The following is a 26,238-nucleotide window of genomic DNA, read 5'->3' as shown; positions in this document are numbered from 1 at the left end:
GATTGAAAGATGTCCCGTTTAGCGTCGGTCCGGCTGTTCGCCAGCTATGCGCCGCGCCCGCGGCACCGGACAGTCATCGCCGAGTCCCCGTACGGCGCGAGCCAGGGGAGCCGGGGACCCACACGCAGTCCCTGGGGTGAATCGGACGCCCTCCCGCGCGGAGGGGGCCCGTAGGAGACCTTCCTGCTCCGAACCCGTCAGCTAACCCGGTAGGCGAGAAGGAAGGAAAGGACACCGCCACCCCATGGCCTTCGCCCGTGCCACCGGGAAGCACCGCCGTCCCAGCCGCCTGACCCGCAAGAGCGCCACCATCGCCGGTGTCGCCGCCCTGACCACCTCGGGCGTCGTCGGCGGCCTCTCCGCCCCCGCGATGGCCGCCGAGAGCTCCGCGGCCCTCGACGACACCGGCATCAACCAGGCCGTCTCCGTGGGCGATTCGCTCGCCGAGCAGATAGACGCCCAGGCCGCCGCCCAGGAGAAGGCAGCCGCCAAGGCCGCCGCCAAGAAGAAGGCCGAGGAGCACGCCGAGGCCGCCCGCAAGGCCGAGGCCAAGCGCAAGGCCGCGGAGAAGGCCAAGAAGGAGCGCGAGGCCAAGGAGCGCGCCGCCCGCGAGGCCGAGCGCAAGCGCCTCAACAGCTACACCGCCCCGGTCGCCGGCTCGTACATCTCCACCGGCTACCAGACCGGCGGCGCCCTCTGGTCCTCCGGCAGCCACAGCGGCGTCGACTTCCACGCCGGCTCCGGCACCTCCGTCGTCGCCGTCGGCTCCGGCACCGTCGTCGAGGCCGGCTGGGGCGGGGCGTACGGCAACAACATCGTGATCAAGATGAACGACGGCACGTACACCCAGTACGGCCACCTCTCGTCCATCGGCGTCTCGGTCGGCCAGACCGTCACCCCCGGCCAGCAGATCGGCCTCTCCGGCTCGACCGGCAACTCCACGGGCCCGCACCTGCACTTCGAGGCCCGCACGTCGCCCGAATACGGCTCGGACATCGACCCGGTCGCGTACCTGCGCTCGCACGGCGTGAACGTCTGACGCCACCGCACGCACCCCGCACCGAAGGCCCCGGCATCCGCTGCCGGGGCCTTCGGCGTTCCCGGACATTGCTCCTCGCTCCACCGGCCGATCCGATTCGGCCGGTTTTCGGCCGGGCGCAGGCCAAAAGACTTCCATGAATTCCGGTGAGTCGTCGGAAATTCAGGTGTGCTGGAATAGAGTCGCAGAACGGGTGATTCACAGGTGGAGGTCCGGTCATGCGCATTCCGGCGCACTCGGTATGCACGGCGATTCGCGACGACATCGTCGCGGGAGTCTTCGAACGCGGCGGCCGGCTCACCGAAGAGGTCCTCGCGCGGCGGTACGGCGTCTCCCGCGTCCCGGTCCGCGAGGCGCTGCGCACCCTGGAAGCGGAGGGGTTCGTCAGCACGCGCAGGCACGCGGGCGCGTGCGTCGCCGAGCCCACCGCGCAGGACGCCGCCGACCTGCTCGAGGCCAGACAGCTCCTCGAACCGCTCGGCGCGGCCCGCGCGGCGCAGCGCCGCACCGAGGCCCACCTCAAGGTGCTGCGCGGCCTCGTACGGCTCGGCCAGGAGCGCGCCCGCGCCGGGCACAGCGACGACCTGCGCTCTCTGGACGGCTGGTTCCACGAGACCCTCGCCCAGGCCTCCGGCAGCGCGGGCCTGACCGCCCTGCTCACGCAGCTGCGCCAGAAGATCGCGTGGATGTACGCGGTCGAGCCGCCCGCCAAGCCGACCGAGTCCTGGGCGGAGCACGGCGCGATCGTCGACGCGGTGGCCCGGCGCGACGCGGAACGCGCCCGCGCCCTCACCGCCCAGCACACCGAACGCTCCAAGGCCGCGCACCGGCTGCGTTTCGCGGACGGCGGGGCGCGGGTCGGCAGGGTCGCTGCGGTGAGGACTTCGCAACATTCCGTAAACATGGCGAGCGGCCGGAATTAACGAAAGCCGTATACGAATAGGGTGTACGGGCCGGGAATTGTTGCGCCCCGTTGCGGGCTGCCCATTTCTCTGCGGCCCCGTCTGGTCCGTTTATCTCGTACGGCTGTCGGCAGTGCCTTTTGGTGCGTGCCGCAATACCGGCCGCGAAAAACACGGAAGCCCCGCAGACCTCGTCGGTCTGCGGGGCTTCCGCGGCAGTGGTGCGCCTGAACGGGTCAGGCCGGGGCCGGAGCCCCGTGCGTCCGAGCCGGGCTCGGACGCTCAGACGGTCTCGGGGAGCTCCTCGAGACCCTCGGAGACCAGCTTCGCCAGACGGTCCAGGGCGACGTCCGCACCCTCGGCGTCGGAGGCGAGCACGATCTCCTCGCCGCCCTGCGCGCCCAGGCCGAGCACCGCGAGCATGGAAGCGGCGTTGACCGGGTTCCCGTCGGCCTTGGCGATCGTCACGGGGACGCCGGCGGCCGTGGCCGCGCGGACGAAGATGGAGGCGGGACGGGCGTGGAGGCCCTCGGCCCAGCCGACGTTGACGCGGCGCTCAGCCATGTGATGCTGCCCTTCAGGTGTCGCTCAAGCACTTGTCTAGACCACTGTCTCATACCGCGGCGGATGCTCCGAGAGGCCGTACGTCCTGAACCCCGGCCGCCGTCCGGCCTTCCTACCTTGCATCGCACGGGGCGGCACCGCGACCCGTACTCAGTGGGTGAGACGGGCCCGAGGGCGGGTCGGGAGGCGGCTCCGGGGACGGCTCCAGGAGGGGGGGCGGGCGCGGGTTTTCCACAGGCCCGGGCCGAAGGTCGTACCGGGCTGTCCACAGGCCCTGACCGAAAGGCCGGTTCGCCGTACTCTGGGCCGCATGACGCCGGTCGAGCACGCGGACTCCACGGACGCCGCCTACCCCGCCCACTGGGAGGCGGACGTGGTGCTGCGCGACGGCGGCACGGCACGGATCAGGCCCATCACCACCGAAGACGCCGACCGCCTGGTCAGCTTCTACGAACAAGTCTCGGACGAGTCGAAGTACTACCGCTTCTTCGCTCCGTACCCCCGCCTGTCCGCCAAGGACGTCCACCGCTTCACCCACCACGACTACGTGGACCGGGTCGGCCTCGCCGTCACCATCGGCGGCGAGTTCATCGCGACGGTCCGGTACGACCGGATCGACGCCCAGGGACGTCCCGCGTCGGCCCCCGCGGACGAGGCCGAGGTCGCCTTCCTCGTGCAGGACGCCCACCAGGGCCGCGGCGTCGCCTCCACGCTCCTCGAACACATCGCGGCGGTCGCCCGCGAGCGCGGCATCCGCCGCTTCGCCGCCGAGGTGCTGCCCGCCAACAACAAGATGATCAAAGTCTTCCGGGACGCCGGGTACGAGCAGAAGCGCAGCTTCGAAGACGGCGTCGTCCGCCTGGAGTTCGACCTCGAACCCACCGAGGCCTCGCTCGCCGTGCAGCGCGCCCGCGAGCAGCGCGCCGAGGCCCACTCCGTGCAGCGGCTGCTCACCCCCGGCTCGGTCGCCGTCATCGGCACCGGGCGCCGCCCCGGCGGCATCGGCCGCACGGTCCTGCACAGCCTGGTCGAATCCGGCTTCACCGGCCGGGCGTACGCGGTGAACAGCGCCTTCGCCCCGGACCAGAAGGAGATCGACGGCGTGCCCGCGCACCGCTCCGTGCGGGACATCGACGAGCCGGTCGACCTCGCCGTCGTCGCCGTGCCCGCCGAGCGCGTGCCCGAGGTGGTCGCCGAGTGCGGCGAGCGGGGAGTGCGCGGACTGGTGGTGCTCTCCGCCGGGTACGCCGAGTCGGGCCCCGAAGGGCTCGCCCGGCAGCGGGAGTTGGTGCGCCAGGCCCGGTCGTACGGGATGCGGATCATCGGGCCCAACGCCTTCGGCGTCATCAACACCGCCCCGGAGATCCGGCTCAACGCCTCGCTCGCGCCGACGCTGCCCGCCGCAGGACGGGTCGGCCTGTTCACGCAGTCCGGCGCGATCGGCATCGCCCTGCTCGCCGGACTCCACCGTCGCGGCACGGGCCTGTCCACGTTCGTGAGCGCGGGCAACCGGGCGGACGTCTCGGGCAACGACGTCCTGCAGTACTGGTACGACGACCCGCACACCGACGTCGCCCTCATGTACCTCGAATCCATCGGCAATCCGAGGAAGTTCACGCGTCTCGCCCGGCGTACGGCCGCCGTGAAGCCGGTCGTCGTGGTCAAGGGCGCACGGCACTCCGGCGCCCCCATCGGACATGCCGTTCCGGCGACCCGCATCCCGCACGAGACGGTCTCCGCGCTGCTCCGGCAGGCCGGTGTGATCCGGGTGGACACGGTCACCGAACTGGTCGACGCGGGCCTGCTCCTCGCCGGGCAGCCGCTGCCCGCGGGTCCGCGCGTGGCGATCCTCGGTAACTCCGAGTCGGTGGGCGTTCTCACGTACGACGCCTGCCTCGCGGAGGGGCTCAGGCCGCAGCGGCCGCTCGACCTCACCACCGAGGCCACCCCCGAGGACTTCCGCGCGGCGCTGGGCGCGGCGCTCGCGGACGACGGCTGCGACGCGGTGGTGGTCACGGCCATCCCCTGGGTCGGCGACTCCGCCCCGCAGTCCCCGTCGGCCCTTGCGGCAGCGCTGCGGGAGGCGGTGGCGGCGGGCCCGGCGAAGCCGGTGGTGGTGGTCGTGGTCGAGCTGGGCCAACTGGCCGAGGCCCTCTCGGCAGCCTCCCGCACGGCGCCTCCGGCGGAGGGCGCGGGCGGGCAGGGCACGGCTGAGCGTGCGGGGGGTCGGACGTCCCAGGGGGATGCGTCCACCGCCGATGGACCTTCGGCCGGTGAGCCTGCTGCGGCCTCAACTTCCCCTGACGGGGCGGGAGTCGGCCCTGTGGGCGTTGCCCCGACTGCCCCGGGAGCCCCGGCCCCCGGAGCCCCGGCCCCGACTGCCTCCGCCGACCAGCCCCCGACCACCTCCGACGCCACAGCCGCCGCCCCAGCCGGGGCTGCCCCCGGGGCCGACCCCGGACCCACCGAAGGCACCTCCGGCACCCGCATCCCCGCCTACCCCGCCGCCGAGCGGGCCGCGCGGGCGCTCGGGGAGGCCGTGAAGTACGCGCAGTGGCGGCGGGAGAACGCCGCTCACCCGGGCCGCGTGCCGGAGTACGACGACATCGACGAGCGCGGGGCCGCCGAGCGGATCGACGCGCTGCTCGCCGCCGCCGACACCGACCGCGGCTTCGACCTCGCGCCGGACGACGCCCACGAACTGCTCCGCAGATACGGCATCCAGGTCCACCGCACCCTGCCCGCGCCCGACGCGGACGCCGCCGTGCACGCCGCCCGTGTGCTCGGCTACCCGGTCGCCCTCAAGACCACCGCGCCCCACCTGCGCCACCGCGCCGACCTCGGCGGCGTCCGGCTCGACCTCGCGGGCGAGGACCAACTGCGCGCCGCGTACGCCGAGTTGACCGAGGCGCTCGGCAAGCCGGAGGAGCTGCGTCCGGTGGTGCAGGCGATGGTGCCGCGCGGCGTGGACACCGTTGTACGGGCCACGATCGACCCGGCGGCCGGGGCGGTGCTGTCCTTCGGTCTCGCCGGAGCGCCCTCCGAACTGCTCGGGGACACCGCGCACCGACTGGTTCCGGTCACGGACAGAGACGCGGCCGGGCTCATCAGATCGATCAGGACCGCGCCCCTCCTCTTCGGCTGGCGCGGCTCGTCCCCGGTGGACACCGCCGCGCTGGAGGACGTGCTGCTGAGAGTCTCCCGCCTGGTCGACGACCACCCGGAGGTGATCTCCGTGGCGCTCGAACCCGTGGTCGTCGGGCAGCGCGGAGCCGCCGTCCTCAGTGCCGCCGTCCGCCTCGCACCGCCCCCGGCCCGGGACGACCTCGGCCCCCGCGCCCTGCCCGCCTACTGACCCGCCCGCCGTACCGCCCTCCGCCGTACCGCCCTCCCCGCTCCTTCCCGCACCCCCCCGTACCGACCCTCCGCGCACGGTCGGTCACGCCCGTCGTGGGGCCGTCGGCGGGCGGGCCGCGGGTGCCGCGGCGGTCCTCGGGCCCCCGTAGGATGGGCTGCATGGCGAAGACCGGTACGACGACCCAGGGGCTGCGCGCGGCGATCGAGCGCAGCGGCTACTACCCGGCTCTCGTGGCCGAGGCGGTGGAGGCCGCCGTCGGCAGGGAGCCGATCGCGTCGTACCTGGTGCACCAGGAGACCACGTTCGACGCGAACGAGGTCCGGCGGCACGTCACGGTCCTCGTCCTCACCGGCACCCGCTTCATCGTCAGCCACACCGACGAGCAGGCGGCGGACTCCACGTCCCCGACGCCGTACGCGACGACGTCCACCGAGTCCGTGAAGCTCGGCCGGATCTCCTCGGTCGTGGTCAGCCGGGTCGTGGCGAACCCGGAGAAGTACCAGCCGGGCAGCCTGCCCCGTGAGGTGCTGCTCACCATCGGCTGGGGCGCCGTCTCCCGGATCGACCTGGAGCCCGCGGCCTGCGGCGACCCCAACTGCGAGGCGGACCACGGATACACGGGCAACTCCACGGCCGACGACCTGAGCCTCCGCGTCAGCGAGGCCGGTGACGGACCGGACACCGTGCGGCAGACGCTGGCCTTCGCGCAGGCGCTCTCCGAGGCCACGGCGACGACCGCGGCCGGCGCCCGCTGATGGCCGAGCCGTACTGGCCGGACGACCCCGTGGAGTTCCTCTCCGTCGACTCCGCCCCCGTGCCCGCCTACGGCACGGGCTCGCTCGCCGATCTGCTGCCGACCCTGGTGGCGGGCATGGGCGTGCAGGTGCCCGGGGCGCACGCGGAGATCCCGGAGCTCGCCGCCGCCGACCGGAACTGCGTCTTCCTGATCGACGGGCTCGGCTGGGAGCAGCTGCTCGCGCACCCCGACGAGGCCCCGTATCTGACCTCCCTGATCGGCAGCTCGCGCGGCGGCACCGGGCGTCCGATCACCGTCGGCTTCCCGGCGACGACGGCGACGTCGCTCGCCTCGGTCGGCACCGGACTGCCGCCCGCCGCGCACGGACTGCCCGGCTACACGGTGCGCAACCCGGAGACCGACGCGCTGATGAACCAGCTGCGCTGGAACCCGTGGACGCCGCCGCACATCTGGCAGCCGTACCCGACGGTCTTCCAGATCGCCGACGAGGCCGGGGTGCACACCGCGCAGGTGTCGTCGCCGGCGTTCGCGCAGACCCCGCTCACCAAGGTCGCCCTCAGCGGCGGCACCTTCCACGGCAGGCTCTCCGGCGAGGAGCGGATGGATCTCGCGGCCGAGCAACTCGGCGCGGGCGACCGCTCGTTGGTCTACACGTACTACTCGGAAGTGGACGGCAAGGGCCACCGCTTCGGGGTGGACTCGGACGCCTGGCGCGGGCAGCTGATGTACGTCGACCGGCTGGTGCAGCGGCTCGCCGAGCAGCTCCCGCCCCGCTCGGCGCTGTACGTCACCGCCGACCACGGCATGATCGACATCCCCTTCGACGAGCAGCACCGCATCGACTTCGACGAGGACTGGGAGCTGCGCGCGGGCGTCGCCCTGCTCGGCGGGGAGGGCCGCGCCCGGCATGTGTACGCGGTGCCCGGCGCCGAGAACGACGTGCTGACCTGCTGGCGCGAGGTCCTCGGCGAGCAGTTCTGGGTGGCGAGCCGCGAGGAGGCCATCGCCGCGGGCTGGTTCGGCCCGCCGGGCGCCTGCGACGAGCGGGTGTACGGGCGGCTCGGCGACGTGATCGCCGCCGCACGCGACGACGTCCTGATCATCGCCTCGGAGCGGGAGCCCAACGAGTCCGCGATGGTCGGCAACCACGGCTCCATGACGGCCGTCGAGCAACTCGTCCCGCTCCTCGAAGTCCGCACCTGAGCCGACCCGCCCTGCCCCGCCCTGCCCCGCCCCGCGCGTAGGCTGCCCCTCGGCCCGCACCGCCGGAGCACGCGCGCGCCCGCCCCGCCCCCCCCACGTACGTACCGAAAGGTCCTCAACTCCCCATGCCCGAGCTGGTGTTCTTCTCCGGAACCATGGACTGCGGCAAGAGCACCCTTGCCCTCCAGATCGGTCACAACCGGTCGGCGCGGGGACTGCAGGGCGTGATCTTCACGCGGGACGACCGGGCGGGCGAGGGCAAGCTGTCCTCCCGGCTCGGCCTGGTCACGGACGCGGTGGAGGCGGCGCCGGGGCTCGACCTGTACGGGTACCTGGTGGAGCGGATGTCGCAGGGCGACCGGGTGGACTACGTGATCGTGGACGAGGCCCAGTTCCTCGCGCCCGAGCAGATCGACCAGCTGGCGCGGGTCGTGGACGACCTGGAGATGGACGTCTTCGCGTTCGGCATCACCACGGACTTCCGCACCAAGCTCTTCCCCGGCTCGCAGCGGCTCATCGAACTCGCCGACCGCATAGAGACGTTGCAGGTCGAGGCGATGTGCTGGTGCGGCGCGCGGGCCACGCACAACGCCCGTACGGTCGGCGGCGCGATGGTCGTCGAGGGCGAGCAGGTCGTCGTCGGCGATGTGGACCGGCCGAGCGAGGAGATCGGGTACGAGGTGCTCTGCCGACGCCATCACCGGCGCCGCATGACGAGCGCCTCCGCCCACGCGGCCGCCCTCTCGCCCGACGTGCTCCCGGCCGCCGAAGCCTGAACCGCGACCGGGCTCGACCCCGGCCCACTGGAGCTCCCGGAAACGGCTGAAACTCGCGCCCCCACGGAACCGAGAACGCTGTAAAAGCGCGCCCGCCCCACGCATACTCGACATGGGTGTTCGTGACACCAATTCCCTTGCGGCGCAAGGGAGTTCGAGGGAGGCGCGGGAACGTGACCACCACAGGACCCTCAGGCTCGACCTGGAGCCAGAACCAGGGCAACCAGAACAACCAGAGTCCCAGCACAAACACAGGCACCGGCACCGGCACCGGCACCGGCGCGGGCACAAGCACCGGCCCCGGCAACCCCATCCCCTACCGGACCGACGCCACCCGGCTCCTCTGCGCCGGGGTGTACTTCGACGCCGAGTTCCGGGGACGGGTGATCGAGGAGCTCGTCGAGCGGGAGGAGCGGCCCGTCGCGCCGTCGCTCGGCGTGGACGTCGTACCGGTGCTCGCGCACGCGCTGCGCGTACGGCGACGCGAAACGGGCGTCGGGCTCGTACTGCTGCTGCTCTGGGTGGCGTTCATCTGGGTCGACCTGAGCCGCGTCACCGTGGGCGGCGGGTTCCCGCTGTTCCCCGCGATGCCGTGGTCCATCGCGTACGCGGTGGTCTGCTTCGCGCTCTGGGTCGGCCGGGCCGGCGCCGGCCGGAGCGTCGCCGTCTACACCCTGGACCGGCTCACCCTCCGCAAGGCGCTGATCGGCAAGACCGGCCGGCTGACCGCGCTGCTGCCGCGCGTGGTGCCGTTCCTCGCCGCCGCCTACTGGCTCCTGGCGATCGTCATGCTGTTCGTCACCGAGGGCGCGGTCTGGCCCGCGGTGGTCTTCCCGCTGCTCATGGTGGTGCCGGTGTGGATGCACCGTACGTACGTCGCGGGCGTGATGCGGGAGCAGTTGAGCCAGGACGCGTTCCAGCAGCAGCCGCGTACGCCGCCGCCCGCGCAGCGGCGCTACCAGCGGATCGCCGCCGCCATCGACCGCGAGCAGCACGCCGCGCTGACGATCTACGACCCGTTCCGGCCGTTCCTCGGCGTCGGCGACCCGTACGGGCCGTGGTCGTTCGCGCTCGAACTGCGGCGCAAGAAGCCCTCCGCGGGCGGGAGTTCGGCGGCGGGCTCGTCGGGGGCGCTGTCCGGAGGGTCGACGTTCGACGCCCAGGCACAAGCCCAAGTCCCGTCGCAGTCCCCGTCCCAGGCGCCGCTCACCAGCCGTGAGGTCATCGACCTGGTCCGGCCGCGTCTGGAGAAGCTGCGCCAGTCGGCCGCCGCGACCAGCAGGGACCGGCTGCGCGGCCTGGAGATCGACGAGTACGTGTACCTGCCGGTCGGCCCCGAGCGCGGTCAGGTGTCGTACGCGGCGCCGACCGTCGCGACGCATCTGCGGGAGTCCGTGGACGAGGGCGGCGAGGCCCGCCGGTACTTCCTGCGCATCCGCGTCGGCGCCTGGGACGAGCAGGTCGTCGTATCGGTCCTGGTCCGGGTGCACACGCAGGGCGGGATGCTGGTCCTGGAGGTCGTGCCGCACGTACTGAAGCCGATCCGGCCGGAGTTCGCGGCGGTCGACGTGATCGCGGCGCGCGGCGTGGACGACTGGGCGCGCGACGGCGTGCGGGCGGTGCTGACCAGCCCCGTCGCCTCGGTGGCGGCCGGGGTGTCGATGATCCGTACGGCGATCACCGTGTTCCGCACCTGGCTGACCGACCCCGAGCACGGCACCCCGGACGGACCGGCCGCGTCCGTACGGGAGTTGGCGAGCGTGGGCGAGGTGTCGCTGATGCAGGAGATGGACGTCAGCCGGTACGTGAAGACGGTGCAGGACCGGATCGCGAGCGGCGTCCGCGAGGCGCTGCGCAGCAAGGGCTACGAGACCGACGAGTTCGAGCAGCAGATCGTGCAGGTCAGCGGGGACGGCGTGTTCATCGGCCACATGAGCGGCGGCGCGTTCGCGAAGGGCGACAACGCCTCCGCCAAGAACACGACGAACAACGGGACTTGGGCCCGGCCGGGATCGTGACAGGCGGGGTCACGGGCACGAGTTGGGCACGGGCATGACCACGGTCGTGCGCGCGGCCACGGGCGCGGCCACGGGCGTGGCCCGGGCCCGGGTCCGGGTCCGGCCTGGCGGGACGAGCAACGGGGACGGTGACGGGTGAGCAGGTGGGACGCGGACCAGCAGCGATGGCTGCCCGGCCCGACGCAGAGCGGTGGCGGTGGCGGCGGAGCCGTCGCCCGCAGGCGGCAGCTCGCCGTCGGGGCGGCGCTGGCGGTGGTCCTGGTGGGCGGCGTCGGGTTCGGCGCGTGGGCCCTGGTGAAGGACGGCGGCCCCCTGGACGGCGCGGGCCAGTCGCCCCAAGTCCCCACGGGCCCGGCCACGTTGCCGTCGGACGGCTACGCCTCCGGCGGCACCACGGGCACGGCGTCGGGCGGCGCCTCCGACTTCCCGACGGCGCCCAGCGAACCGGACCCGGACACCTCCGACACCGACACGGACACGGGCACCGACGCCGGTACGGGCGGCGACCCCGACACGGGCACCGCCCCCGCCGGGTACGAACGCGTCGACGACCCGGCTGGATTCCGGATCGACGTGCCCGAGGGCTGGCAGCGCTCCGAGCAGTCCGACGGGATCTTCTACAAGTCGTCCGACGGCGCGTCCCTGCTGCAGATCTTCGTCCTCGAAGGCCCGGAGACCACCCCGTACGAGTCGCTGACCGCCACCGAACGGCAGGTCTCGCAGAACCCCGGCTACCAGCGCATCGCCCTCGACCGCCTGGAAGGCGACGCGGCCCAGCTCGACTACGCCTACGACCACGACGAGTTCGGGCGCCGCCGCGTCATCGACGTCGCCTTCACCGGCGCGGACGGTGTGCAGTACGCGATCCTGGTGGCGGGCCCCGAGTCGGACTGGCCGGTGCAGCACGAGCACGAGACCGCGGCACTCAAGGCGTTCTGCCCGGCCGACCACTGCTGAGCCGCACCCGGTCGCCTGGTCAGCTGGTGCACGCCGAGGTGATCCAACCCCCGCCACCCGCACGGGAGATGGCGTTCCGCTTGGCCTCGTCGCGGGTGTCGCCGCTGGCGCCCCAGTAGAGGCGGGTGGACGCGTTGTAGGCGACGGCGCCACAGCCGTTGACGAACGTCACCATGAGCCGGCAGTCGCCGTAGCAGTTGTTCATCGCGGCCTGCTCCGCCTCGCTCCGGGAGTCGTAGTTCCAGGACTCGCTGGTCTCCCCGTCGGTCCGGCGCAGCGCGATCGCGCCCCACTCGTCGGGCGGCGGTGGCGGAGCGACCTCCTCCTCGGTGGTCGGCTCGGGGTCGGGGGTGTACGGGTCCTCGGTCTCCTCGTAGGTCGGGTCCGGGTCGTAGGTGTCCTCGTACGTCGGATCCGATTCGTACGTGGGGTCGGACTCGTACGTGGGGTCCGAGTCGTACGTCGGATCGGATGTGTACGTCGAAGTGGCCGTCGGGCCCGCCGAGTTGGCGGAGTCCGAGTCCGGCGAGCTGTTGGCGTCGATGAGGACGAGCGCGCCGACGAACGCGATCGCGGCGGCGACCAGGCCGAACGTCTGCCGCGCCTTCTTCGCCTGGGCGGAGCCCGCGCCTGCGCCCCCGCCCCCGCCCCCGGGACGTGGGGACAGGGCGATGGCGCGGCGGAGCGACTGCGGGGCGGTGGGCGGGGCCGCGGCCGGTGCGGTGGAGGCCGTACGGCTCGCTGCGGTGAGCATCTCCGCCCACTTCGCGGGCGCGGGCCGGCCCGCGGGGTCGGAGAGCCCGGCGCGCGCGAGGTCGGCGAGGGCGGGGCTGAGGGAGGTGAGGACGCCGGGGTCGGTGGCGGTCTGGTCGCGGGCGAAGAGCCGAACGGCGAGCAGGGACAGCTTGTAGACGTCGCTGGCGCGGGTCGCCTTCTCCTCGCCCGCGGGTATCTGCCAGTCCGGCGTCTCGGCCTGCGGCAGCACGGTCGCGCCGTGCAGGCGCATGGCGTCGCAGTCGATGAGGAAGCACTCGGGCCGCGGGTCGGTGGTGAACAGCAGGTTCTTGGGGGAGAGGTCGCCGACGGTGATGCCCATGCGGTGCAGCTCGGCGAGCGTGGCCGCCACGTCGGCGAGGATCAGCAGCCGGTCGCGCTCGCTGATGCTGAGGCCGATGCCGGCGACGTACGCATCGTCGTTGAGGAGGAACTCCAGGTTCGCCAGGCGGCGCGTGCCCGAAGTGGTACTGCCCGACGTGCCGCCCGTGGAGGCGGTGAGGCTGCGGAACGTGAAGCGGAACCGGTCGGGCACGGCCCGCATCAGGAACCCGGCGGCCTGCCCGCCCTTCCGTACGACGGCCGCGGGCCAGGCGGTCTTCTCGCACAGCCACCGCCCCTCGGCCGCGTCGAGCCCGCCGACGAGGGCGACCTGCGACTCCAGTGCGGCGGCGTCGAGTTGGGGCAGCACGGACGGCGCGTACTCCTTGTACGCCACGTCCCAGCCGTCGCCCGAGGCCTTGTTGATCTTCTTGTTGGTGACCTCGTGGACGGTGCCCTGCCCGCCCTGGCCGAGCCGCCGGCCGAGGGTGAGCGTGTCGTACTCGACGACGGACGCCTGCCCGGACGTCATCGCGAACCGCCCGGCGCGTACGGCCAGAGCGCCAGCAGCGTCCGGTCGTCGTCGAAGGTCTCCCGGGAGAAGTCCAGGAGGTGCGCGAGCCAGGGCGGGGCGGGCGGCGCGGCCAGGTGCCGGGCGAAGAGCGCGCCGACCTGGCCGTCCCCGTCGCCCAGCGGGTCCGCGAACCCGTCGGTGCCGGCGAGCAGGACGTGCGGTGCGCCGAGGCGGACGGTGCGCTGCTCCAGCGGGTCCGGCACGTGCGGCAGGGGCGTCACGTCGTTCGACACGAGCAGCGTGTCCGGGTCGGTCTTCGAGCCGAACAGCTCCCGGTACCGGCCCGTGGCCGTGTCCAGGACCCACGCCCCGGAGTCGCCGACGCGGAACAACTCGGCCACCGCGCCGCCGGGTTCGGGGCGCACGCATCCGGCCACGAGGGTCGTCGCGTACAGGCCGGCCACTTCGCGTACGTCGGGCTGCTTGCGGCTCAGCCGCCACTGGGCGAGCTGACGCAGCCGCTCGGCGGCATGCCGGGCGACGTCCCGGAAGTCGAGAGCGGTGCTCTCTGTGTGAGCAGTGCTCTCCCGGTGAGGCGCGCCGGTTCCGTGAGCAGTGCTCTCCCGGCGTGGCCCGCCGACTCCGTGAGCAGTGCTCTCCCAGCGCCCCTCGCCCACCGCTCCGTGAGCACTGCTCTCCGCCTCGGCCCGGCCGCCCTCGGACAGCAGGTGCAGCATGCGCTCCACGGCGGCCCGGCAGGCCTCGACCGCGCCCAGTTCGGAGCTGGCGGCGCTGGACACCCCGTCGGCGACGGCGAACACGACGCAGCCGCTGTCCGTGTGCACGGACGCGCGGGCGGCGTCCTGCCTCGGCTGGCCGTAGTACCGGTGCTTGGCCCCGCGTACGGACGCGAAGCGCAGGCTGAGCCCGGCGGGCCCGGCGGTGGACCAGCCGTCGCACTCGGTGTCGGGGAAGTCGAAGCCGTACTGCCCGGGCGGGCGCGGCTCGAACTCCGGCCCGGGCGTGCCCAGTTCGATCCGCGGCCAGGGCGCGGCTGCCGCGGCGGCCTCGGCGCGGGCGGCCCGCGCGGGTGTCCCGGCGGGGCGCCGCCCGGCGGGTACGGTCACTGCCCGACCTCGTCGATCGCCATGCTGAACTGGTCCGGCCGGTTCACCACGAGCTGCGGGTTGCTGCCGCCGAGGGCCTGCCCGGAGGCGACGAGGCTCGCGGTGAGCGCGTGGAAGAACTCGGCGACGGCCCGCCCGATGTCCGTCCCGGGCTTGGCGACGAAGGCGAACTCCCGGCGGGTGGCGACCTCGACCATGGTCGCGGCCTGCGCGTCGCCGATCCCGCACGCGATGATGTTGGGCGCCGTCGGGGTCTGCGTGCGGTCGGTGAGGCGGGCGTGCGGCTGCCGCCAGGCGTCGCCGTCGGTGGGCACGCCGTCGCTGAGGAAGAACACCACGGGCCGGTGCACCTTGTACCCCTCGCCGCGCAGCCACTGCACGTCGGCCGGAATCCGGGAAAGAAGATCTTCGAACACGGCCCCGTAATTGGTGAGTCCGCGAATCCGCACCTGCGGAAGGCTCGTTTCGGAGCGCATATCGGCCACCGCGAGACGCACTTCCACGTCGTCGGAGAAACCCAGTACGGCCAGCCGCAATTTCGCCGCGACCATCGGCTCGGCGCGCAGCCCCTCGCAGAGCGATATCAGGCCATGGGACAGATCCTGCTGGTACGGGGCCATCGAGCCCGACTCGTCTGCCAGCACATACGCGGGCAGCAGCACACCCCTCGTCTCGGCCATACGGATTCGACTCCCCCGTTTCCGTGCCGTTCGATATTGGCTTGTTCGCGACTGTGCGCACCCCTAGGAGTGTTTGTCGCGGCCGTCGTATCTTCCCAGAGGGCGTGGACGGGCGGAAGTAACTCGGGGGATCTGGTGGGCGACCGAAATCGAAATACGGAATCCAAGAATCCGCCCTTGCCGTTGTGGCGGGGGACTCCGCGCGCGGTCCCGCCACCACTGGGAAAACCGCCTTCTCCGGAGGCGAAGATCAAGAATTCCCCGCCACCTGTGCGCCCGCCGGGCCCGCAGCCCCGGACGGCGACACTCCCCGCGACCCCGTACGAACCGCCGCCCACGTCGTACGCACCACCGCCCCGGCCCCGCACGCCGCCGTCACGCCCTCGACTCCCGCCCCCTGTAAGCCCGTTGTCGACGACCGACCCGCCACCGTCCGCCGTGCATCGGCACATCCTGCTGGTCGGCGGCATCGCCGCGGCGGTCCTGCTGCTGGCCGCGGGCCTGGCGTTCTGGGGGAGCCGGGGCGGCGAGGCTGTCGAGGGCGGCCACGCCGACCCGCCGCCCGCCGCCGCGGGGCCGGGCCTCGAACCGTTCCGCGAGGCGGTCGACGCCCTGGCCCGCGCGCGCGGCGTCCAGTACGAGGAGGCGGGGGAGGAGGGCGGCCCGTACCGGATCACGGTCACGGCCGCCGGGACCCGGTTCGGTACGACATCGGCCTCGGCCTCGGGCTCAGCGTCGGACGACGGCGACGGCGACGGCGACGGCGACAGCGGCGGCGAAGGCGACAGCGACGGCGATGGTGGCGGCCAGGGCGTGCTGCAGATCGACGGCAGAACGTTCACGCGCACGCTGTACGGCCAACAGGCAGGCCCGGACGCCGAGTTGGGGCCTCACGGCGAGGTGCGGTCGGGCGGGCCCGGGCCCTGGGTGGCGGTCGGCCGGGACGAGGGCCCCGACGTGCTGACCCGCACCCCGCCTCCCCGCGAGCTGGCCCGCGTGCTGTCGAAGGCCCTGGCCGCGTCGGACGAGGGCGGCCCGCAGCTCCGCCGCCTGCACGGCACGCCGGTGCTCCGACTCGGCACGTCGGCGGGCGAGTTGCTGGTCACCGAGCAGCGGCCGCACCGCGTACTGCGGCTCGCAGGGCGGGAGTTGACGCCGCTCACCGGGAAGGCGGCCGACGCGATGTACGACGACCTGGCGCAGCGGACCCTCGGCCTGGGCGAAGCCGTCGACGGCCGCGTCACCCTCACCCCGTCCGGCCCGCCTCGGGTCGACTGCACCCCGGCGAGCTGCACAGCCGTACAGCCCTTCACGGCCGACCCCGCAGCCGAACCCGGCACCGAACCCGGCACCGAACCAGGCGAGGAACCCGAGACCGATCCCGACCCCGCAGCGAAGCGTCTCTCCGCCGCTCTCACCGCGACCTTCCTCATCGACGGCCAGGAAGCAGGCAGCTGCACCAGTCCCACCAGAACCTTCCCCCGCACCGACGGCTACAGCTTCTCCGGCGCCCTGAGCTGCTCCGCCCCGGAGGCGGGCGCCGCGTACGCCGAAGCGGTGCGGGCCGACGGTGGCCGGGCCTCCGTCGACCGGGGCGCCGAAACGGTCCTCGACTCCCGGGCCCTGACCGCCGACGAGCTGCGAGACCTGGTCGACCAGGTGGAGAAGGAGCGTGAGGGTACGCCGCCGGCGGAGAAGGCCGAGTAGCCCCGGCCCACCCGCCCCGGGAGGGCTCAACTCACCGAATGCACAATGCTGAACACGGCGCCCTCGGGGTCCGCCACCGTGGCCAGGCGGCCGTGTGCGCTGTCGCGCGGGGCGCGCAGCACGTGCCCGCCGAGTTCGACGATCCGTACGACCGCCGCGTCCACGTCCGCGACCTCGAAGTACGTCATCCAGTGCGGCCCGTGGTCGCGCGGCATGACGTCCCCGACGCCGTGGATGCCGGCCACCGCGCGGCCGTCCAGCTGCAGGGTCACGTAGTCGAAGTCCGCGGAGACGACGGGCTCCTCGCGGTAGTCGAAGAGGCACGAGTAGAACTTGCCGACGGACGCGGTCTCGCGGGTGATCAGCTCGTTCCACACCGGGGTGCCCGGCAGGCCCGCCCCGGACGTGCCGAGGTGCTCGGCGGCCTGCCACACGCCGAAGACCGCGCCGACGGAGTCGCAGGCGATCACGAGCCGGCCCGCGTCCCCGGCGTCGAGCGGCCCCACGCCGACCGTGCCGCCGCAGTACCGGATGTTCTCCGACGTGGCGTCCGCGTCGTCCGTCGCCAGGTACGGCGTCCACGCGACGGGCAGGTGCCGGTCGGCGGGCAGCTGCCCGATCCCCGCCACCTCGTGCTCGCCGAGCACGGCGCGTACGTACGGGCCCAGATGCTGTGGCCCGGGCCGGAACTCCCAGCCGAACAGGGCCGCGTAGAACTCCTGGGTGGCGGCCAGGCCGTGCACCATCAGACTCACCCAGCAAGGCGTGCCAGGCGTGTGCCGAGTTTTCGCGGACTCGGTCATCGTGACTCGTCTCCTCGGGCCGTCAGGGTGATCCACCGGGCACCGCACGGCTGCGGCGCCTCATCTGCACACTCTGCGCTCCGGCCGCGCCGCGGTCCACGGGGTCTCGGGGAGGATGCCCGGTTTACCGCTGCTCATCCGTTTCCGTGCCGTTTCCTTCGGGTGTCGATCTCCGGAACAGCCGGCGGTGCAGGTTAGTCGCCCCTCGGCGGGGCGGCCAGTCCTTGCGCAAGGATGTGCCCCATGACAGCCATCATCTCTGGATCCGAACTCGCGAGCGACCTGGCGGGCGAGAACCCGCCCGTACTCCTCGACGTCCGCTGGCAACTCAGCGTGGCCAAGGCGGCCGGTGAGCCGGAATTCGACGGCCGCGCCGAGTACGCGGCCGGGCATCTGCCGGGGGCCGTCTTCGTCGACCTGGACGCCGAGCTGGCCGGCCCGCCCGGCGCCGGCGGCCGCCACCCGCTGCCGGACCTGGACGCCTTCGGCGCCGCGATGCGTGCGGCCGGCGTCTCCGCGGACCGCGACGTGGTCGTGTACGACGGCGGCCAGGGCTGGGCGGCCGCGCGCGCCTGGTGGCTGCTGCGCTGGACGGGCCACCCCTCGGTCCGCGTCCTCGACGGCGGCCTCGCGGCCTGGGACGGCGAGCTGTCCACGCGTACGCCGGACCCGGCGCCCGGCGACTTCGTCCCGAAGCCGGACACCGCCGGTGCGGCCGGTGCGGCGGGTGCGAGCGGCGGGACGGGGGTCGTGGACGCGGACGGCGCCGCCGCCCTCGCCCGCTCCGGGCTGCTCCTGGACGCCCGCGCCGCGGAGCGCTACCGCGGCGACGTCGAGCCCATCGACCGGGTCGGCGGCCACATCCCGGGCGCGGTCTCGGCCCCGACGAACGACAACGTCGGCGCGGACGGCCGCTTCCTGCCGCGCGAGCAACTGGCCGCCCGCTTCAGGGCACTTGGGGCCGCCGAGGGCACGCAGGTCGGCGTCTACTGCGGCTCGGGCGTCTCCGGCGCCCACGAGATCCTCGCCCTGGCGGTCGCGGGCATCCCGGCCGTCCTCTACCCGGGCTCCTGGTCGGAGTGGTCCGCGGACGAGTCCCGCCCGGTCGCGACGGGCCCGGACCCGCAGTGACGGCCCGCAACTGAGCACGTACGGGAGCTGAGCACGCACGGGAGCTGAGCACGTACGGGAAAGGCCCGAGCCGACGTTCCGGCTCGGGCCCCTCCCTTACGGGCGTGCGGGCGCTCAGTCCTGCTTCTTGCGCCGGGTGCCGAAGACGATCTCGTCCCAGCTGGGCACCGCGGCGCGGCGGCCGGGGCGGACGCCGTCGGCCTCGGCCTGCCGGTCGGTGGTGCCGACGAGCCGGTCCCGGTGTCCGGCGACGGCGCGCGGCATCAGCACGTCCGCGTACGCCGATCCCGCGGAGGCGGCCGGGGCCGGGGGTTCCTCGGCCTCGGGCTCCTGCTCGGGCTCCTCGACGGCGGGTCGCTCCGTCGTGGAGGTGGAGTTGGCGCTCGCCGCGGGGGCGGCGGACGGTCCGGTGGCGGGCGCGGGCGGCGCGGGCCGCTCGGGCACGACCAGGTCGCCCCGGAAGCTGGGCACCGCCTCCAGGAGGCTGGTCAGCGAGTCCCGCTCGTCCTCGCTCTCCTCGGCCGGCTCGGGGGTGGGCGAGGGGATGCTCGGACGCTCCAACTGCCGGTCCAGGGCGCGGTCGAGCGGCCGGTCCCTGGGCAGCCTGGCGATCCGCGGCACGAACGGGAAGCTCGGCTCGGGCGGCGCGATGTCGTCGGACTCGCCGATGAGCGAGCGCGCCTCGTCGTCCACGGCCTGGACGAGCCGCCGGGGCGGGTCGTACGTCCAGCTCGCGGTGTGGGCCTCGGTCGCGACGCGGTAGGCGAGCAGCACTTCCCACGTGCCGTCGTCCCGGCGCCAGGAGTCCCACTGCACGGAGTCCTTGTCGGCGCCGCGGATCAACAGCCGTTCCTGCACGGCCTCGCCGAGCTGCGGTCCGGTGTTCTCGCCCGGCCTGCGCACCGGCGTCTTGCGGGCCCGCTCAGCCATGAACGCGCGCTCGGCGAGGACGGGGCCCTCGAAGCGGCGGACGCGGTCGACGGGGATGCCGGCGAGCTGGGCGACCTCCTCGGCGGAGGCGCCGGCCCGTATGCGGGCCTGGATGTCGCGGGGGCGGAGATGGCTCTCCACCTCGATTTCGATCTGGCCGAGGCGTGGGCGATCGCCGCGCACTGCCGCGCGCAGCCGTTCATCGATCGGAAGCGTGTACTCCGTCGAGTCCGCAGCCTTCAGCACCAGCCGTGTGCCGTCGTTGCTGACGGCCACGACACGCAGTTCGGGCATGGGGACCTCCCGGGTGGTGCCTGCCGACGTCACGTGCGTAACGCTGCTTCCGCTAGTCGAGTGTGGCCTGCCCGGGTGCAGCCTGCCACAACCTTGCCGAGTTGCCCGGCGTGTCGGGCATGGGCCCTGGATCGCCGTTATGGCACGGTTACCTTTTTCGCAACGCTAAGTGACTGATCGTCACTCTGTGCAGCGAGCCCCCTCCCGGAGATGCTGAAACCGCTCCCGGGCACCCAGGTTGGAGACCGGACCCAGGGCTCGCAACAGTACTCCATTCGGGCCACTCGGGTGGACCGCCGCGCCGCGGAACTTCTCACAGGGCAAGGCAGTTGGGAGTTGTGGATCACAAACCCCCTGCTTACAGAGGTGTCCTGCTTCACAGAATCTGCAAAAACGGAACTATTCGCTTCGCCCAAATGTCACTTGAGAGTGCAGTCAGGAGAGAACGGCGATCAAGGGACGGGGATGGAAGACAAGGCCGATACCGGGAAGTCCGGGGCGAACGAGGACAAGTCGAAGCGCAAGAAGATCGACCTGAACGTTCCACAGGTCGCGGGCAGCGCCGTCGCCGCGGTCGTCGCGGCCAAGCTCGCCTCCAGCTTCGGCGTCTACGGCACGATCCTCGGCGCGGGTCTGGTCAGCGTGATCGCGACCTGCGGCGGCTCCGTCTTCCAGCACTTCTTCTCGCGTACGGGCGAGCAGGTGCGCGAGGTCGCCGAGAAGGCCAAGCCGCGGGCCCGCCAGGTGCCGGTCACCGCGGACGGCCGCCCGGTGCCGGCCACGTTCCGCGCGGCGGCGCCTCCCGCCGGCCCGGGTGTGACGGGCGCCACCACCGGTCCGGTGACGACGAGTTGGCGCCCCGGGGTCGTGACGCCCGAGGCCGACGCGACGACGGTCCTGCCCGCCACGGCCGACGCGGACGCGGACCGCACCCGACTCCTCACGTCGGTGAGCCCCGCCGGCGCGGACCGCACCCGACTCCTCGCCCCCGTGGGCGCCGCCGACGCCGACCGCACGCAGCTCCTGACCGAGGCCGACCCGGAGGGCACTCAACTCCTCACGCCCGTACGCCGTCCGGACGCCGAGGCGACCACGCTGCTGCCGCGGGCCGACGCGACGATGCTGCTGCGCGCGAACGCCCCGGCCGCCGACGCCCCCGCCGCCCCCGACGATGAGACCCGACTCCTCGACACCGCACCCGCACCCGTCTCCGACCTCGACCCCGTCCCCGTCCAGGGCCGACGCATCAAGAGCTGGAAGCGCCCGCTGCTCGGCGCCGCGCTGATCTTCGGCGTCACCATGGCGGGCATCTCCACGTACGAACTCGTCTCCGGGAACAGCTTCAGCGGCAACGACTCGCAAGTGCTGCGGCCCAGTTCGTGGGGCGGCTCGTCGGCCGACGGCACGGAGGAGAGCACTCCGGACGAGCGGCCCGCCGAGTCCACGCCCGGCGACGGCGGGAGCACCGGCAGCGGCGAGCAGGCCCCGGCCACCGGCCCCGCGACCACGCCGGGCGGCGACTCCCGGGGCACCGCGCCCGCCCCCGCGCCCAGCACCACGCAGCCCGACGGCGGCGATCCGACGCCCGAGCCGAGCCCCTCGCGGACCGACGCCGACCCGACCCCCGAGCCGACGACGCCGCAGCCCACCGACGGCGCCACGGACACCCCCGAGGGCCAGGACGCCTCGCCCGCCGAGTGAGGCTCAGTCGCCGAGGACCCGGCGCAGGTAGTCGTTGCCGAACATCCGGTCCGGGTCCAGGCGGTCGCGGAGCGCGGTGAACTCGCCGAACCGCGGATAGACCGACGCGAAGTACGCCGCGTCCCGCGTGTGGATCTTGCCCCAGTGCGGGCGCCCCGCATGCTCGGTGAAGATCCGCTCCGCGGCCGTGAAGTACGCCTGGTGCGGCGTGCCCTTGTACATGTGCACCGCGATGTACGCGCTGTCCCGGCCCGACGCCGTCGACAGGGCGATGTCGTCGGCCGGCGCCGTCCGCACCTCGACCGGGAAGCTGATCCGCAGCGGCGAGCGGTCGACCATGGCCTTCAGCTCGCGCAGCGCGGGCACGAGGGCCTCGCGCGGCACCGCGTACTCCATCTCCAGGAAGCGCACCCGGCGCGGAGATGTGAAGACCTTGTACGGGATGTCGGTGTAGGTGCGGGCGGAGAGGGCCTTGCTGGAGATCTTCGCGACCGACGGGATCGTCGCCGGGAAGGCCCGGCCCAGCGAATTGACCGCCTGGAACAGGCCGTTGGAGAGGAACTCGTCCTCGAACCAGCCGCTCAGCGCGCCCACCGGGTTCTCCGGGCCCGCGCTGCGGTTGTTGCGCTTGGTGCTGCAGTTGCCGGTGTGCGGGAACCAGTAGAACTCGAAGTGCTCGTTCTCCGCGAAGAGTTGATCGAACTCGTCGGTGACCCGGTCGAAGCTCATCGGCTCCTCGCGGGCCGTGAGCAGGAACACCGGCTCCACGGCGAACGTGATCGCGGTGATCACGCCGAGCGCGCCGATCCCGATCCGGGCGGCCGCGAAGACCTCGGGGTTCTCCTTCTCGGAACACTGCATGACCCGCCCGTCGGCGGTGACCAGCTCAAGTGCCGTGATCTGGGCGGATATCGAGCCCGAGTCGCGGCCGGTGCCGTGCGTCCCGGTGCTGGTGGCGCCCGCGACGGTCTGCTCCATGATGTCGCCCATGTTCGTGAGCGACAGGCCCTCCCGGGCCAGCGCCACGTTCAGGCGCTTCAGCGGAGTGCCCGCCTCCACGGTGACGGTGCCCGCCTCCCGGTCCAGCTTCCGGATGCCGGTGAGCAGGTCGGGCCGGATCAGGACGCCGTCCGTCGCCGCGGCCGCCGTGAACGAGTGGCCGGAGCCGACCGGCTTCACGCGCTCGCCCCGCTCCGCCGCCGTACGCAGGGCCGCGGCCAGCTCGTCGACGGAGGCGGGGGACACCTCCCGGGCCGCCCGCGAGACGACGTTGCCCGCCCAGTTACGCCACGGGGTCCGCGGCCTGCTCGGGCCGCTCCTCGCCGGAAGTCCCGCCGTGCCCGCCTCGTACGCCTTGCGCTGTGTGCTCATCGGCCCCTCCCCGCTGCGGCACCGGCCGCTTCAGCCGGCGATAGCCGAGGAACGCGACCACGACCGCGACGGCGCCCGCGACTCCCGGCACCGCGTACCCCGCGCGCGCACCCGCCTCGTCGATCACCCAGCCCGAGGCCGACGAGCCGAGCGCGATGCCGACCGCGAGCCCGGTGGACGTCCAGGTCATGCCCTCGGTCAGTTTCGCGCGTGGTACGTGCTGCTCGACGAGGGCCATGGTGGTCACCATCGTCGGCGCGATGGAGAGGCCCGCGGCGAACAGCGCCACGGCCAGAAACGGAAGGTTCCCGACCAGTTGAAGCGGGATCATACTCACGGCCATCGCACAGACACCCAGCAGCCACCGGCGGGCGGCCGGCCCCGTCAGCTGCACGAGCCCGAACACCACCCCGGCCAGGCAGGAGCCGAGCGCGTACACCGCGAGCACCAGGCTGGCCGCCGACTTGTGGCCCTCGGCCTCCGCGAACGCGACCGTCACCACGTCCACCGCACCGAAGATCGCGCCCGTCGCCACGAAGGTCAGCACCAGGACCTGCAGGCCGGGCGACTTCAGGGCCGAGCCCTTGGCGTGCTGCTCGCGCGGGTGCGGCACGGGCTCGGTGCCGCGCTGCGCCGTCAGCCAGAACGTGCCGACCGCGAGGAACAGCCCGGCGAGCAGCGGCCCCGCCTCCGGGAACCAGGCCGTGGACAGGCCGATGGACACGATCGGCCCGAAGATGAAGCAGATCTCGTCCACCACGGACTCGAAGGAGTACGCGGTGTGCAGCTTGCGCGGCTCCGCCTGGTAGACCCACACCCAGCGCGACCGGATCATCGACCCGAGGCTCGGCACACAGCCCACCCCGGCCGCGCACACGAACAGCGTCCAGTCGGCCAGGCCCAGCTTCGCCGCGACCAGCAGCCCGGCGACCGCGAGCAGCGCCACCAGCGTCGCCGGCCGCAGCACCCGGCGCTGACCGTGCCGGTCGACGAGCCGGGAGATCTGCGGGCCGATCACCGCAGCGGACAGGGCCACGGTCGCCGACAGCGCGCCCGCGAGGCCGTACCGCCCCGTGAGCTGGGAGATCATCGTGACGATGCCGATGCCCATCATGGCCAGCGGCAGCCGGCCGATGAAGCCTGCGGCGGAGAACGCCCGGGTGCCGGGGGCGTCGAAGATGGCGCGATAGGGGCTGGGCAAGGAGGGCTCCGCGGGCGGCGTTCCGTAAGGCGTATAGATGGCTCATACAGCTTACGGCCGGGCGTTCCCGGCACGCACCGCGTTTTCCGGCGCCCGACCGGGGTGGCAGGATCGGAACCATGCCAGAAGCGCTTGACTCCACCCCTTATGACGCCCTGCTGCTGCTCTCCTTCGGCGGCCCCGAGGGACCCGACGACGTGGTGCCGTTCCTGGAGAACGTGACGAAGGGCCGCGGCATCCCGAAGGAGCGGCTCAAGGAGGTGGGGCAGCACTACTTCCTGTTCGGCGGGGTCAGCCCGATCAACGACCAGAACCGCGCGCTGCTCGACGCCCTCCGCAAGGACTTCGCCGACCACGGCCTGGACCTGCCGGTCTACTGGGGCAACCGCAACTGGGCCCCGTACCTCACGGACACCCTGCGCGAGATGGTCCGCGACGGCCACCGCCGCATCCTGGTCCTGGCCACCAGCGCCTACGCCTCGTACTCCGGCTGCCGCCAGTACCGCGAGAACCTCGCGGACTCGCTCGCCGCCCTGGAGGCCGAGGGCCTGGAGCTGCCGCGGATCGACAAGCTCCGGCACTACTTCAACCACCCCGGCTTCGTCCGCCCCATGATCGACGGCGTCCTGCAGTCGCTGGCCCAACTCCCCGAGGACGTACGGGACTCCGCGCACCTCGCCTTCACCACGCACTCCATCCCGACCGCCGCCGCCGACACCTCGGGCACGGTCGAGGAGCACGGCGAGGGCGGCGCGTACGTCAAGCAGCACCTGGACGTGGCCCGCGTCATCGCCGACGCGGTGGCCGACGAGACCGGCGTGCTCGACCGGCCCTGGCAGCTCGTCTACCAGTCCCGCTCCGGCGCCCCGCACATCCCGTGGCTGGAACCGGACATCTGCGACCACCTGGAGGAGCGGCACGAGGCAGGGGCCCCCGCCGTCGTGATGGTCCCCATCGGCTTCGTCTCCGACCACATGGAGGTCCTGTACGACCTCGACACCGAGGCCACCGCCAAGGCCGCCGAGCTCGGCCTGCCCGTGGCCCGCTCCGCGACGGTCGGGGCCGACCCGCGCTTCGCCGCCGCCATCCGCGACCTCGTCGTGGAGCGCGCCCGCACCGAGCGCGGGGACGACGACGTCCGCCCCTGCGCCCTAGGCGCGCTCGGCCCGAGCCACGACCTGTGCCCCGTCGGCTGCTGCCCGGCCCGGACGCCGAAGCCCGCGGCGGCCGGCGCCGACAGCCCCTACGCGTAAGGAACTCCCCATCGTGACCCAGCAGTTGCAGGCATTGCAGGCCGAACTCCTCGAACTGGCCGTCGAAGCCGCCCAGCACGCAGGCGCGTTCCTGCGCGACGGCCGCCCCGCCGACCTGGGCGTGGCCGCCACCAAGACCAGCGCCGTCGACGTCGTCACCGAGATGGACATCGCCTCCGAGAAGCTGATCACCGGCTTCCTCGGCGACCGCAGGCCCGACGACGGCTTCCTGGGCGAGGAGGGCGCGAGCGTCGAGGGCAGCAGCGGCGTCCAGTGGGTCATCGACCCCATCGACGGCACGGTCAACTACCTGTACGGCCGGCCTGCCTGGGCCGTGTCCATCGCCGCCCGCAAGGACGGCGAGACGGTCGTCGGCGTCGTGCACGTGCCCATGCAGGGCGAGACCTTCCGCGCCGCCCTGGGCCGGGGTGCGTACGTCGGAGAGCAGGAGCTGCAGGTCGGGGCCGCGCCGGAGTTCGGCCAGGCCCTCCTCGGCACCGGCTTCGGCTACCGCGAGGAGCGCCGGATCCGCCAGGCCGAGGTGGTCCGGCAGCTGATCCCGCAGGTCCGCGACATCCGCCGCGGCGGCTCCGCGGCCATCGACCTGTGCGACGTGGCCTGCGGCCGCCTCGACGCGTACTACGAGCGCGGCCTCAACCCCTGGGACTACGCCGCCGGAGAGCTCATCGCGCGCGAGGCCGGCGCCCTCGTCGGCGGCCGGCCCGGCGAGGAGCTGTCCACCGAGCTCACGGTGGCCGCGCCGCCCGGACTCTTCGAGACCCTGCAGGGCAAGCTCGACGAACTCGGCGCCTGGCACGACTGAGCACCCGCGCCCCGCGCACACGAGAGCCCCGGCA

21 protein-coding genes and 1 riboswitch are annotated in these 26,238 nt (G+C 73.2%); of the genes, 13 read left to right on the top strand and 8 right to left on the bottom strand.

The window, feature by feature from the left end; genetic code table 11:
* The first annotated feature begins 67 nt into the window (after positions 1–67).
* Positions 68–230: riboswitch (cyclic di-AMP (ydaO/yuaA leader) on the top strand.
* Positions 231–244: 14 nt separating this feature from the next.
* Both ACIDOF_RS26920 and ACIDOF_RS26915 read left to right on the top strand, forming a co-directional pair.
* On the top strand, positions 245–1,039 hold the full coding sequence (locus tag ACIDOF_RS26920; protein ID WP_409008691.1) for a M23 family metallopeptidase: 795 nt from the start codon (positions 245–247) through the stop codon (positions 1,037–1,039).
* A gap of 218 nt (positions 1,040–1,257) precedes the next feature.
* Positions 1,258–1,962: a GntR family transcriptional regulator gene (locus ACIDOF_RS26915; RefSeq protein ID WP_409008690.1), complete on the top strand. Its 705-nt coding sequence runs from the start codon at positions 1,258–1,260 to the stop codon at positions 1,960–1,962.
* Positions 1,963–2,223: 261 nt separating this feature from the next.
* On the opposite strand, the gene ACIDOF_RS26910 is transcribed toward ACIDOF_RS26915, so the two are convergent.
* Positions 2,224–2,505, bottom strand: a complete 282-nt coding sequence (locus tag ACIDOF_RS26910) for an HPr family phosphocarrier protein (RefSeq protein ID WP_184565564.1) — start codon at positions 2,503–2,505, stop codon at positions 2,224–2,226.
* A 310-nt stretch (positions 2,506–2,815) separates the two neighbouring features.
* On the opposite strand from ACIDOF_RS26910, the gene ACIDOF_RS26905 reads away from it, so the two are divergent.
* The 6 genes from ACIDOF_RS26905 to ACIDOF_RS26880 all read left to right on the top strand — a co-directional run bounded on the left by ACIDOF_RS26905 (position 2,816) and on the right by ACIDOF_RS26880 (position 11,574).
* Positions 2,816–5,860, top strand: coding sequence for a GNAT family N-acetyltransferase (locus tag ACIDOF_RS26905; protein ID WP_409008689.1), 3,045 nt, complete (start codon positions 2,816–2,818; stop codon positions 5,858–5,860).
* 161 nt (positions 5,861–6,021) lie between these two features.
* Positions 6,022–6,618 carry a DUF5998 family protein gene (locus ACIDOF_RS26900; RefSeq protein ID WP_409008688.1) on the top strand — a complete coding sequence of 199 codons (597 nt, stop codon included), beginning with the start codon at positions 6,022–6,024 and terminating at the stop codon, positions 6,616–6,618.
* Positions 6,618–7,823: an alkaline phosphatase family protein gene (locus tag ACIDOF_RS26895; RefSeq protein ID WP_409008687.1), complete on the top strand. Its 1,206-nt coding sequence runs from the start codon at positions 6,618–6,620 to the stop codon at positions 7,821–7,823. Before ACIDOF_RS26900 ends, ACIDOF_RS26895 begins: the two co-directional genes overlap by 1 nt.
* Positions 7,824–7,948: 125 nt before the next feature.
* Complete coding sequence (locus ACIDOF_RS26890) at positions 7,949–8,599, top strand: thymidine kinase (protein ID WP_409008686.1); 651 nt, start codon at positions 7,949–7,951, stop codon at positions 8,597–8,599.
* Positions 8,600–8,772: 173 nt separating this feature from the next.
* Positions 8,773–10,617: a hypothetical protein gene (locus tag ACIDOF_RS26885; RefSeq protein ID WP_409008685.1), complete on the top strand. Its 1,845-nt coding sequence runs from the start codon at positions 8,773–8,775 to the stop codon at positions 10,615–10,617.
* A 135-nt stretch (positions 10,618–10,752) separates the two neighbouring features.
* On the top strand, positions 10,753–11,574 hold the full coding sequence (locus ACIDOF_RS26880; RefSeq protein WP_409008684.1) for a hypothetical protein: 822 nt from the start codon (positions 10,753–10,755) through the stop codon (positions 11,572–11,574).
* 19 nt (positions 11,575–11,593) lie between these two features.
* Here ACIDOF_RS26880 and ACIDOF_RS26875 read toward each other — a convergent pair whose 3' ends face one another.
* The 3 genes from ACIDOF_RS26875 to ACIDOF_RS26865 are packed head-to-tail and all read right to left on the bottom strand — an operon-like array spanning position 11,594 to position 14,990.
* A complete protein-coding gene (locus ACIDOF_RS26875) occupies positions 11,594–13,201 on the bottom strand; it encodes a DUF4189 domain-containing protein (RefSeq protein ID WP_409008683.1) in 1,608 nt (535 codons plus the stop codon).
* Positions 13,198–14,310 (bottom strand): protein phosphatase 2C domain-containing protein, encoded by a 1,113-nt coding sequence (locus ACIDOF_RS26870; protein ID WP_409008682.1) that lies wholly within the window; start codon positions 14,308–14,310, stop codon positions 13,198–13,200. The genes ACIDOF_RS26875 and ACIDOF_RS26870 overlap by 4 nt, the downstream gene beginning before the upstream one ends.
* Entirely contained in the window at positions 14,307–14,990 is a 684-nt protein-coding gene (locus ACIDOF_RS26865) for a vWA domain-containing protein (protein WP_409008681.1), read from the bottom strand. Before ACIDOF_RS26865 ends, ACIDOF_RS26870 begins: the two co-directional genes overlap by 4 nt.
* Positions 14,991–15,428: 438 nt before the next feature.
* Here ACIDOF_RS26865 and ACIDOF_RS26860 point away from each other — a divergent pair, with 438 nt between their 5' ends.
* Complete coding sequence (locus ACIDOF_RS26860; RefSeq protein ID WP_409008680.1) at positions 15,429–16,697, top strand: hypothetical protein; 1,269 nt, start codon at positions 15,429–15,431, stop codon at positions 16,695–16,697.
* A gap of 26 nt (positions 16,698–16,723) precedes the next feature.
* Here ACIDOF_RS26860 and ACIDOF_RS26855 read toward each other — a convergent pair whose 3' ends face one another.
* Entirely contained in the window at positions 16,724–17,500 is a 777-nt protein-coding gene (locus ACIDOF_RS26855; RefSeq protein WP_409008679.1) for a VOC family protein, read from the bottom strand.
* Positions 17,501–17,743: 243 nt separating this feature from the next.
* Between ACIDOF_RS26855 and ACIDOF_RS26850 the strand changes: the two genes are divergently transcribed.
* Positions 17,744–18,631, top strand: a complete 888-nt coding sequence (locus ACIDOF_RS26850; protein ID WP_409008678.1) for a sulfurtransferase — start codon at positions 17,744–17,746, stop codon at positions 18,629–18,631.
* Positions 18,632–18,745: 114 nt separating this feature from the next.
* Here the strand turns inward: ACIDOF_RS26850 and sepH are convergent, their stop codons facing one another.
* Positions 18,746–19,855, bottom strand: a complete 1,110-nt coding sequence (sepH, locus tag ACIDOF_RS26845; RefSeq protein ID WP_409008677.1) for a septation protein SepH — start codon at positions 19,853–19,855, stop codon at positions 18,746–18,748.
* 465 nt (positions 19,856–20,320) lie between these two features.
* Between sepH and ACIDOF_RS26840 the strand changes: the two genes are divergently transcribed.
* On the top strand, positions 20,321–21,556 hold the full coding sequence (locus ACIDOF_RS26840; RefSeq protein ID WP_409008676.1) for a hypothetical protein: 1,236 nt from the start codon (positions 20,321–20,323) through the stop codon (positions 21,554–21,556).
* 3 nt (positions 21,557–21,559) lie between these two features.
* Here ACIDOF_RS26840 and ACIDOF_RS26835 read toward each other — a convergent pair whose 3' ends face one another.
* Both ACIDOF_RS26835 and ACIDOF_RS26830 read right to left on the bottom strand, forming a co-directional pair.
* Positions 21,560–22,927: a D-arabinono-1,4-lactone oxidase gene (locus ACIDOF_RS26835; protein ID WP_409008675.1), complete on the bottom strand. Its 1,368-nt coding sequence runs from the start codon at positions 22,925–22,927 to the stop codon at positions 21,560–21,562.
* On the bottom strand, positions 22,839–24,128 hold the full coding sequence (locus tag ACIDOF_RS26830) for an MFS transporter (protein WP_409008674.1): 1,290 nt from the start codon (positions 24,126–24,128) through the stop codon (positions 22,839–22,841). Before ACIDOF_RS26830 ends, ACIDOF_RS26835 begins: the two co-directional genes overlap by 89 nt.
* A 119-nt stretch (positions 24,129–24,247) precedes the next feature.
* Between ACIDOF_RS26830 and ACIDOF_RS26825 the strand changes: the two genes are divergently transcribed.
* Both ACIDOF_RS26825 and ACIDOF_RS26820 read left to right on the top strand, forming a co-directional pair.
* The gene (locus ACIDOF_RS26825) at positions 24,248–25,381 is read left to right on the top strand and encodes a ferrochelatase (protein WP_409008673.1); all 1,134 of its coding nucleotides are present in this window, start codon (positions 24,248–24,250) and stop codon (positions 25,379–25,381) included.
* 13 nt (positions 25,382–25,394) lie between these two features.
* The gene (locus ACIDOF_RS26820) at positions 25,395–26,204 is read left to right on the top strand and encodes an inositol monophosphatase family protein (RefSeq protein ID WP_409008672.1); all 810 of its coding nucleotides are present in this window, start codon (positions 25,395–25,397) and stop codon (positions 26,202–26,204) included.
* Positions 26,205–26,238: the final 34 nt, after the last annotated feature.

This window comes from Streptomyces sp. Da 82-17 (assembly GCF_046098215.1).
Lineage (GTDB): Bacteria > Actinomycetota > Actinomycetes > Streptomycetales > Streptomycetaceae > Streptomyces.
Note: the sequence above shows the minus strand (reverse complement) of the source record. Positions and strands in the feature narration are given on the sequence as shown.

What these genes read in the sequence shown, in the direction of transcription:
- ACIDOF_RS26915 (WP_409008690.1), top strand. Translation starts at nt 1,258, where the DNA reads ATGCGCATTCCGGCGCACTCGGTATGCACGGCGATTCGCGACGACATC.
- ACIDOF_RS26840 (WP_409008676.1), top strand. Translation starts at nt 20,321, where the DNA reads ATGGAAGACAAGGCCGATACCGGGAAGTCCGGGGCGAACGAGGACAAG.
- ACIDOF_RS26895 (WP_409008687.1), top strand. Translation starts at nt 6,618, where the DNA reads ATGGCCGAGCCGTACTGGCCGGACGACCCCGTGGAGTTCCTCTCCGTC.
- ACIDOF_RS26900 (WP_409008688.1), top strand. Translation starts at nt 6,022, where the DNA reads ATGGCGAAGACCGGTACGACGACCCAGGGGCTGCGCGCGGCGATCGAG.
- ACIDOF_RS26920 (WP_409008691.1), top strand. Translation starts at nt 245, where the DNA reads ATGGCCTTCGCCCGTGCCACCGGGAAGCACCGCCGTCCCAGCCGCCTG.
- ACIDOF_RS26865 (WP_409008681.1), bottom strand. Translation starts at nt 14,990, where the DNA reads ATGGCCGAGACGAGGGGTGTGCTGCTGCCCGCGTATGTGCTGGCAGAC.
- ACIDOF_RS26875 (WP_409008683.1), bottom strand. Translation starts at nt 13,201, where the DNA reads ATGACGTCCGGGCAGGCGTCCGTCGTCGAGTACGACACGCTCACCCTC.
- ACIDOF_RS26855 (WP_409008679.1), bottom strand. Translation starts at nt 17,500, where the DNA reads ATGACCGAGTCCGCGAAAACTCGGCACACGCCTGGCACGCCTTGCTGG.
- ACIDOF_RS26850 (WP_409008678.1), top strand. Translation starts at nt 17,744, where the DNA reads ATGACAGCCATCATCTCTGGATCCGAACTCGCGAGCGACCTGGCGGGC.
- ACIDOF_RS26835 (WP_409008675.1), bottom strand. Translation starts at nt 22,927, where the DNA reads ATGAGCACACAGCGCAAGGCGTACGAGGCGGGCACGGCGGGACTTCCG.
- ACIDOF_RS26905 (WP_409008689.1), top strand. Translation starts at nt 2,816, where the DNA reads ATGACGCCGGTCGAGCACGCGGACTCCACGGACGCCGCCTACCCCGCC.
- ACIDOF_RS26910 (WP_184565564.1), bottom strand. Translation starts at nt 2,505, where the DNA reads ATGGCTGAGCGCCGCGTCAACGTCGGCTGGGCCGAGGGCCTCCACGCC.
- ACIDOF_RS26825 (WP_409008673.1), top strand. Translation starts at nt 24,248, where the DNA reads ATGCCAGAAGCGCTTGACTCCACCCCTTATGACGCCCTGCTGCTGCTC.
- sepH (WP_409008677.1), bottom strand. Translation starts at nt 19,855, where the DNA reads ATGCCCGAACTGCGTGTCGTGGCCGTCAGCAACGACGGCACACGGCTG.
- ACIDOF_RS26890 (WP_409008686.1), top strand. Translation starts at nt 7,949, where the DNA reads ATGCCCGAGCTGGTGTTCTTCTCCGGAACCATGGACTGCGGCAAGAGC.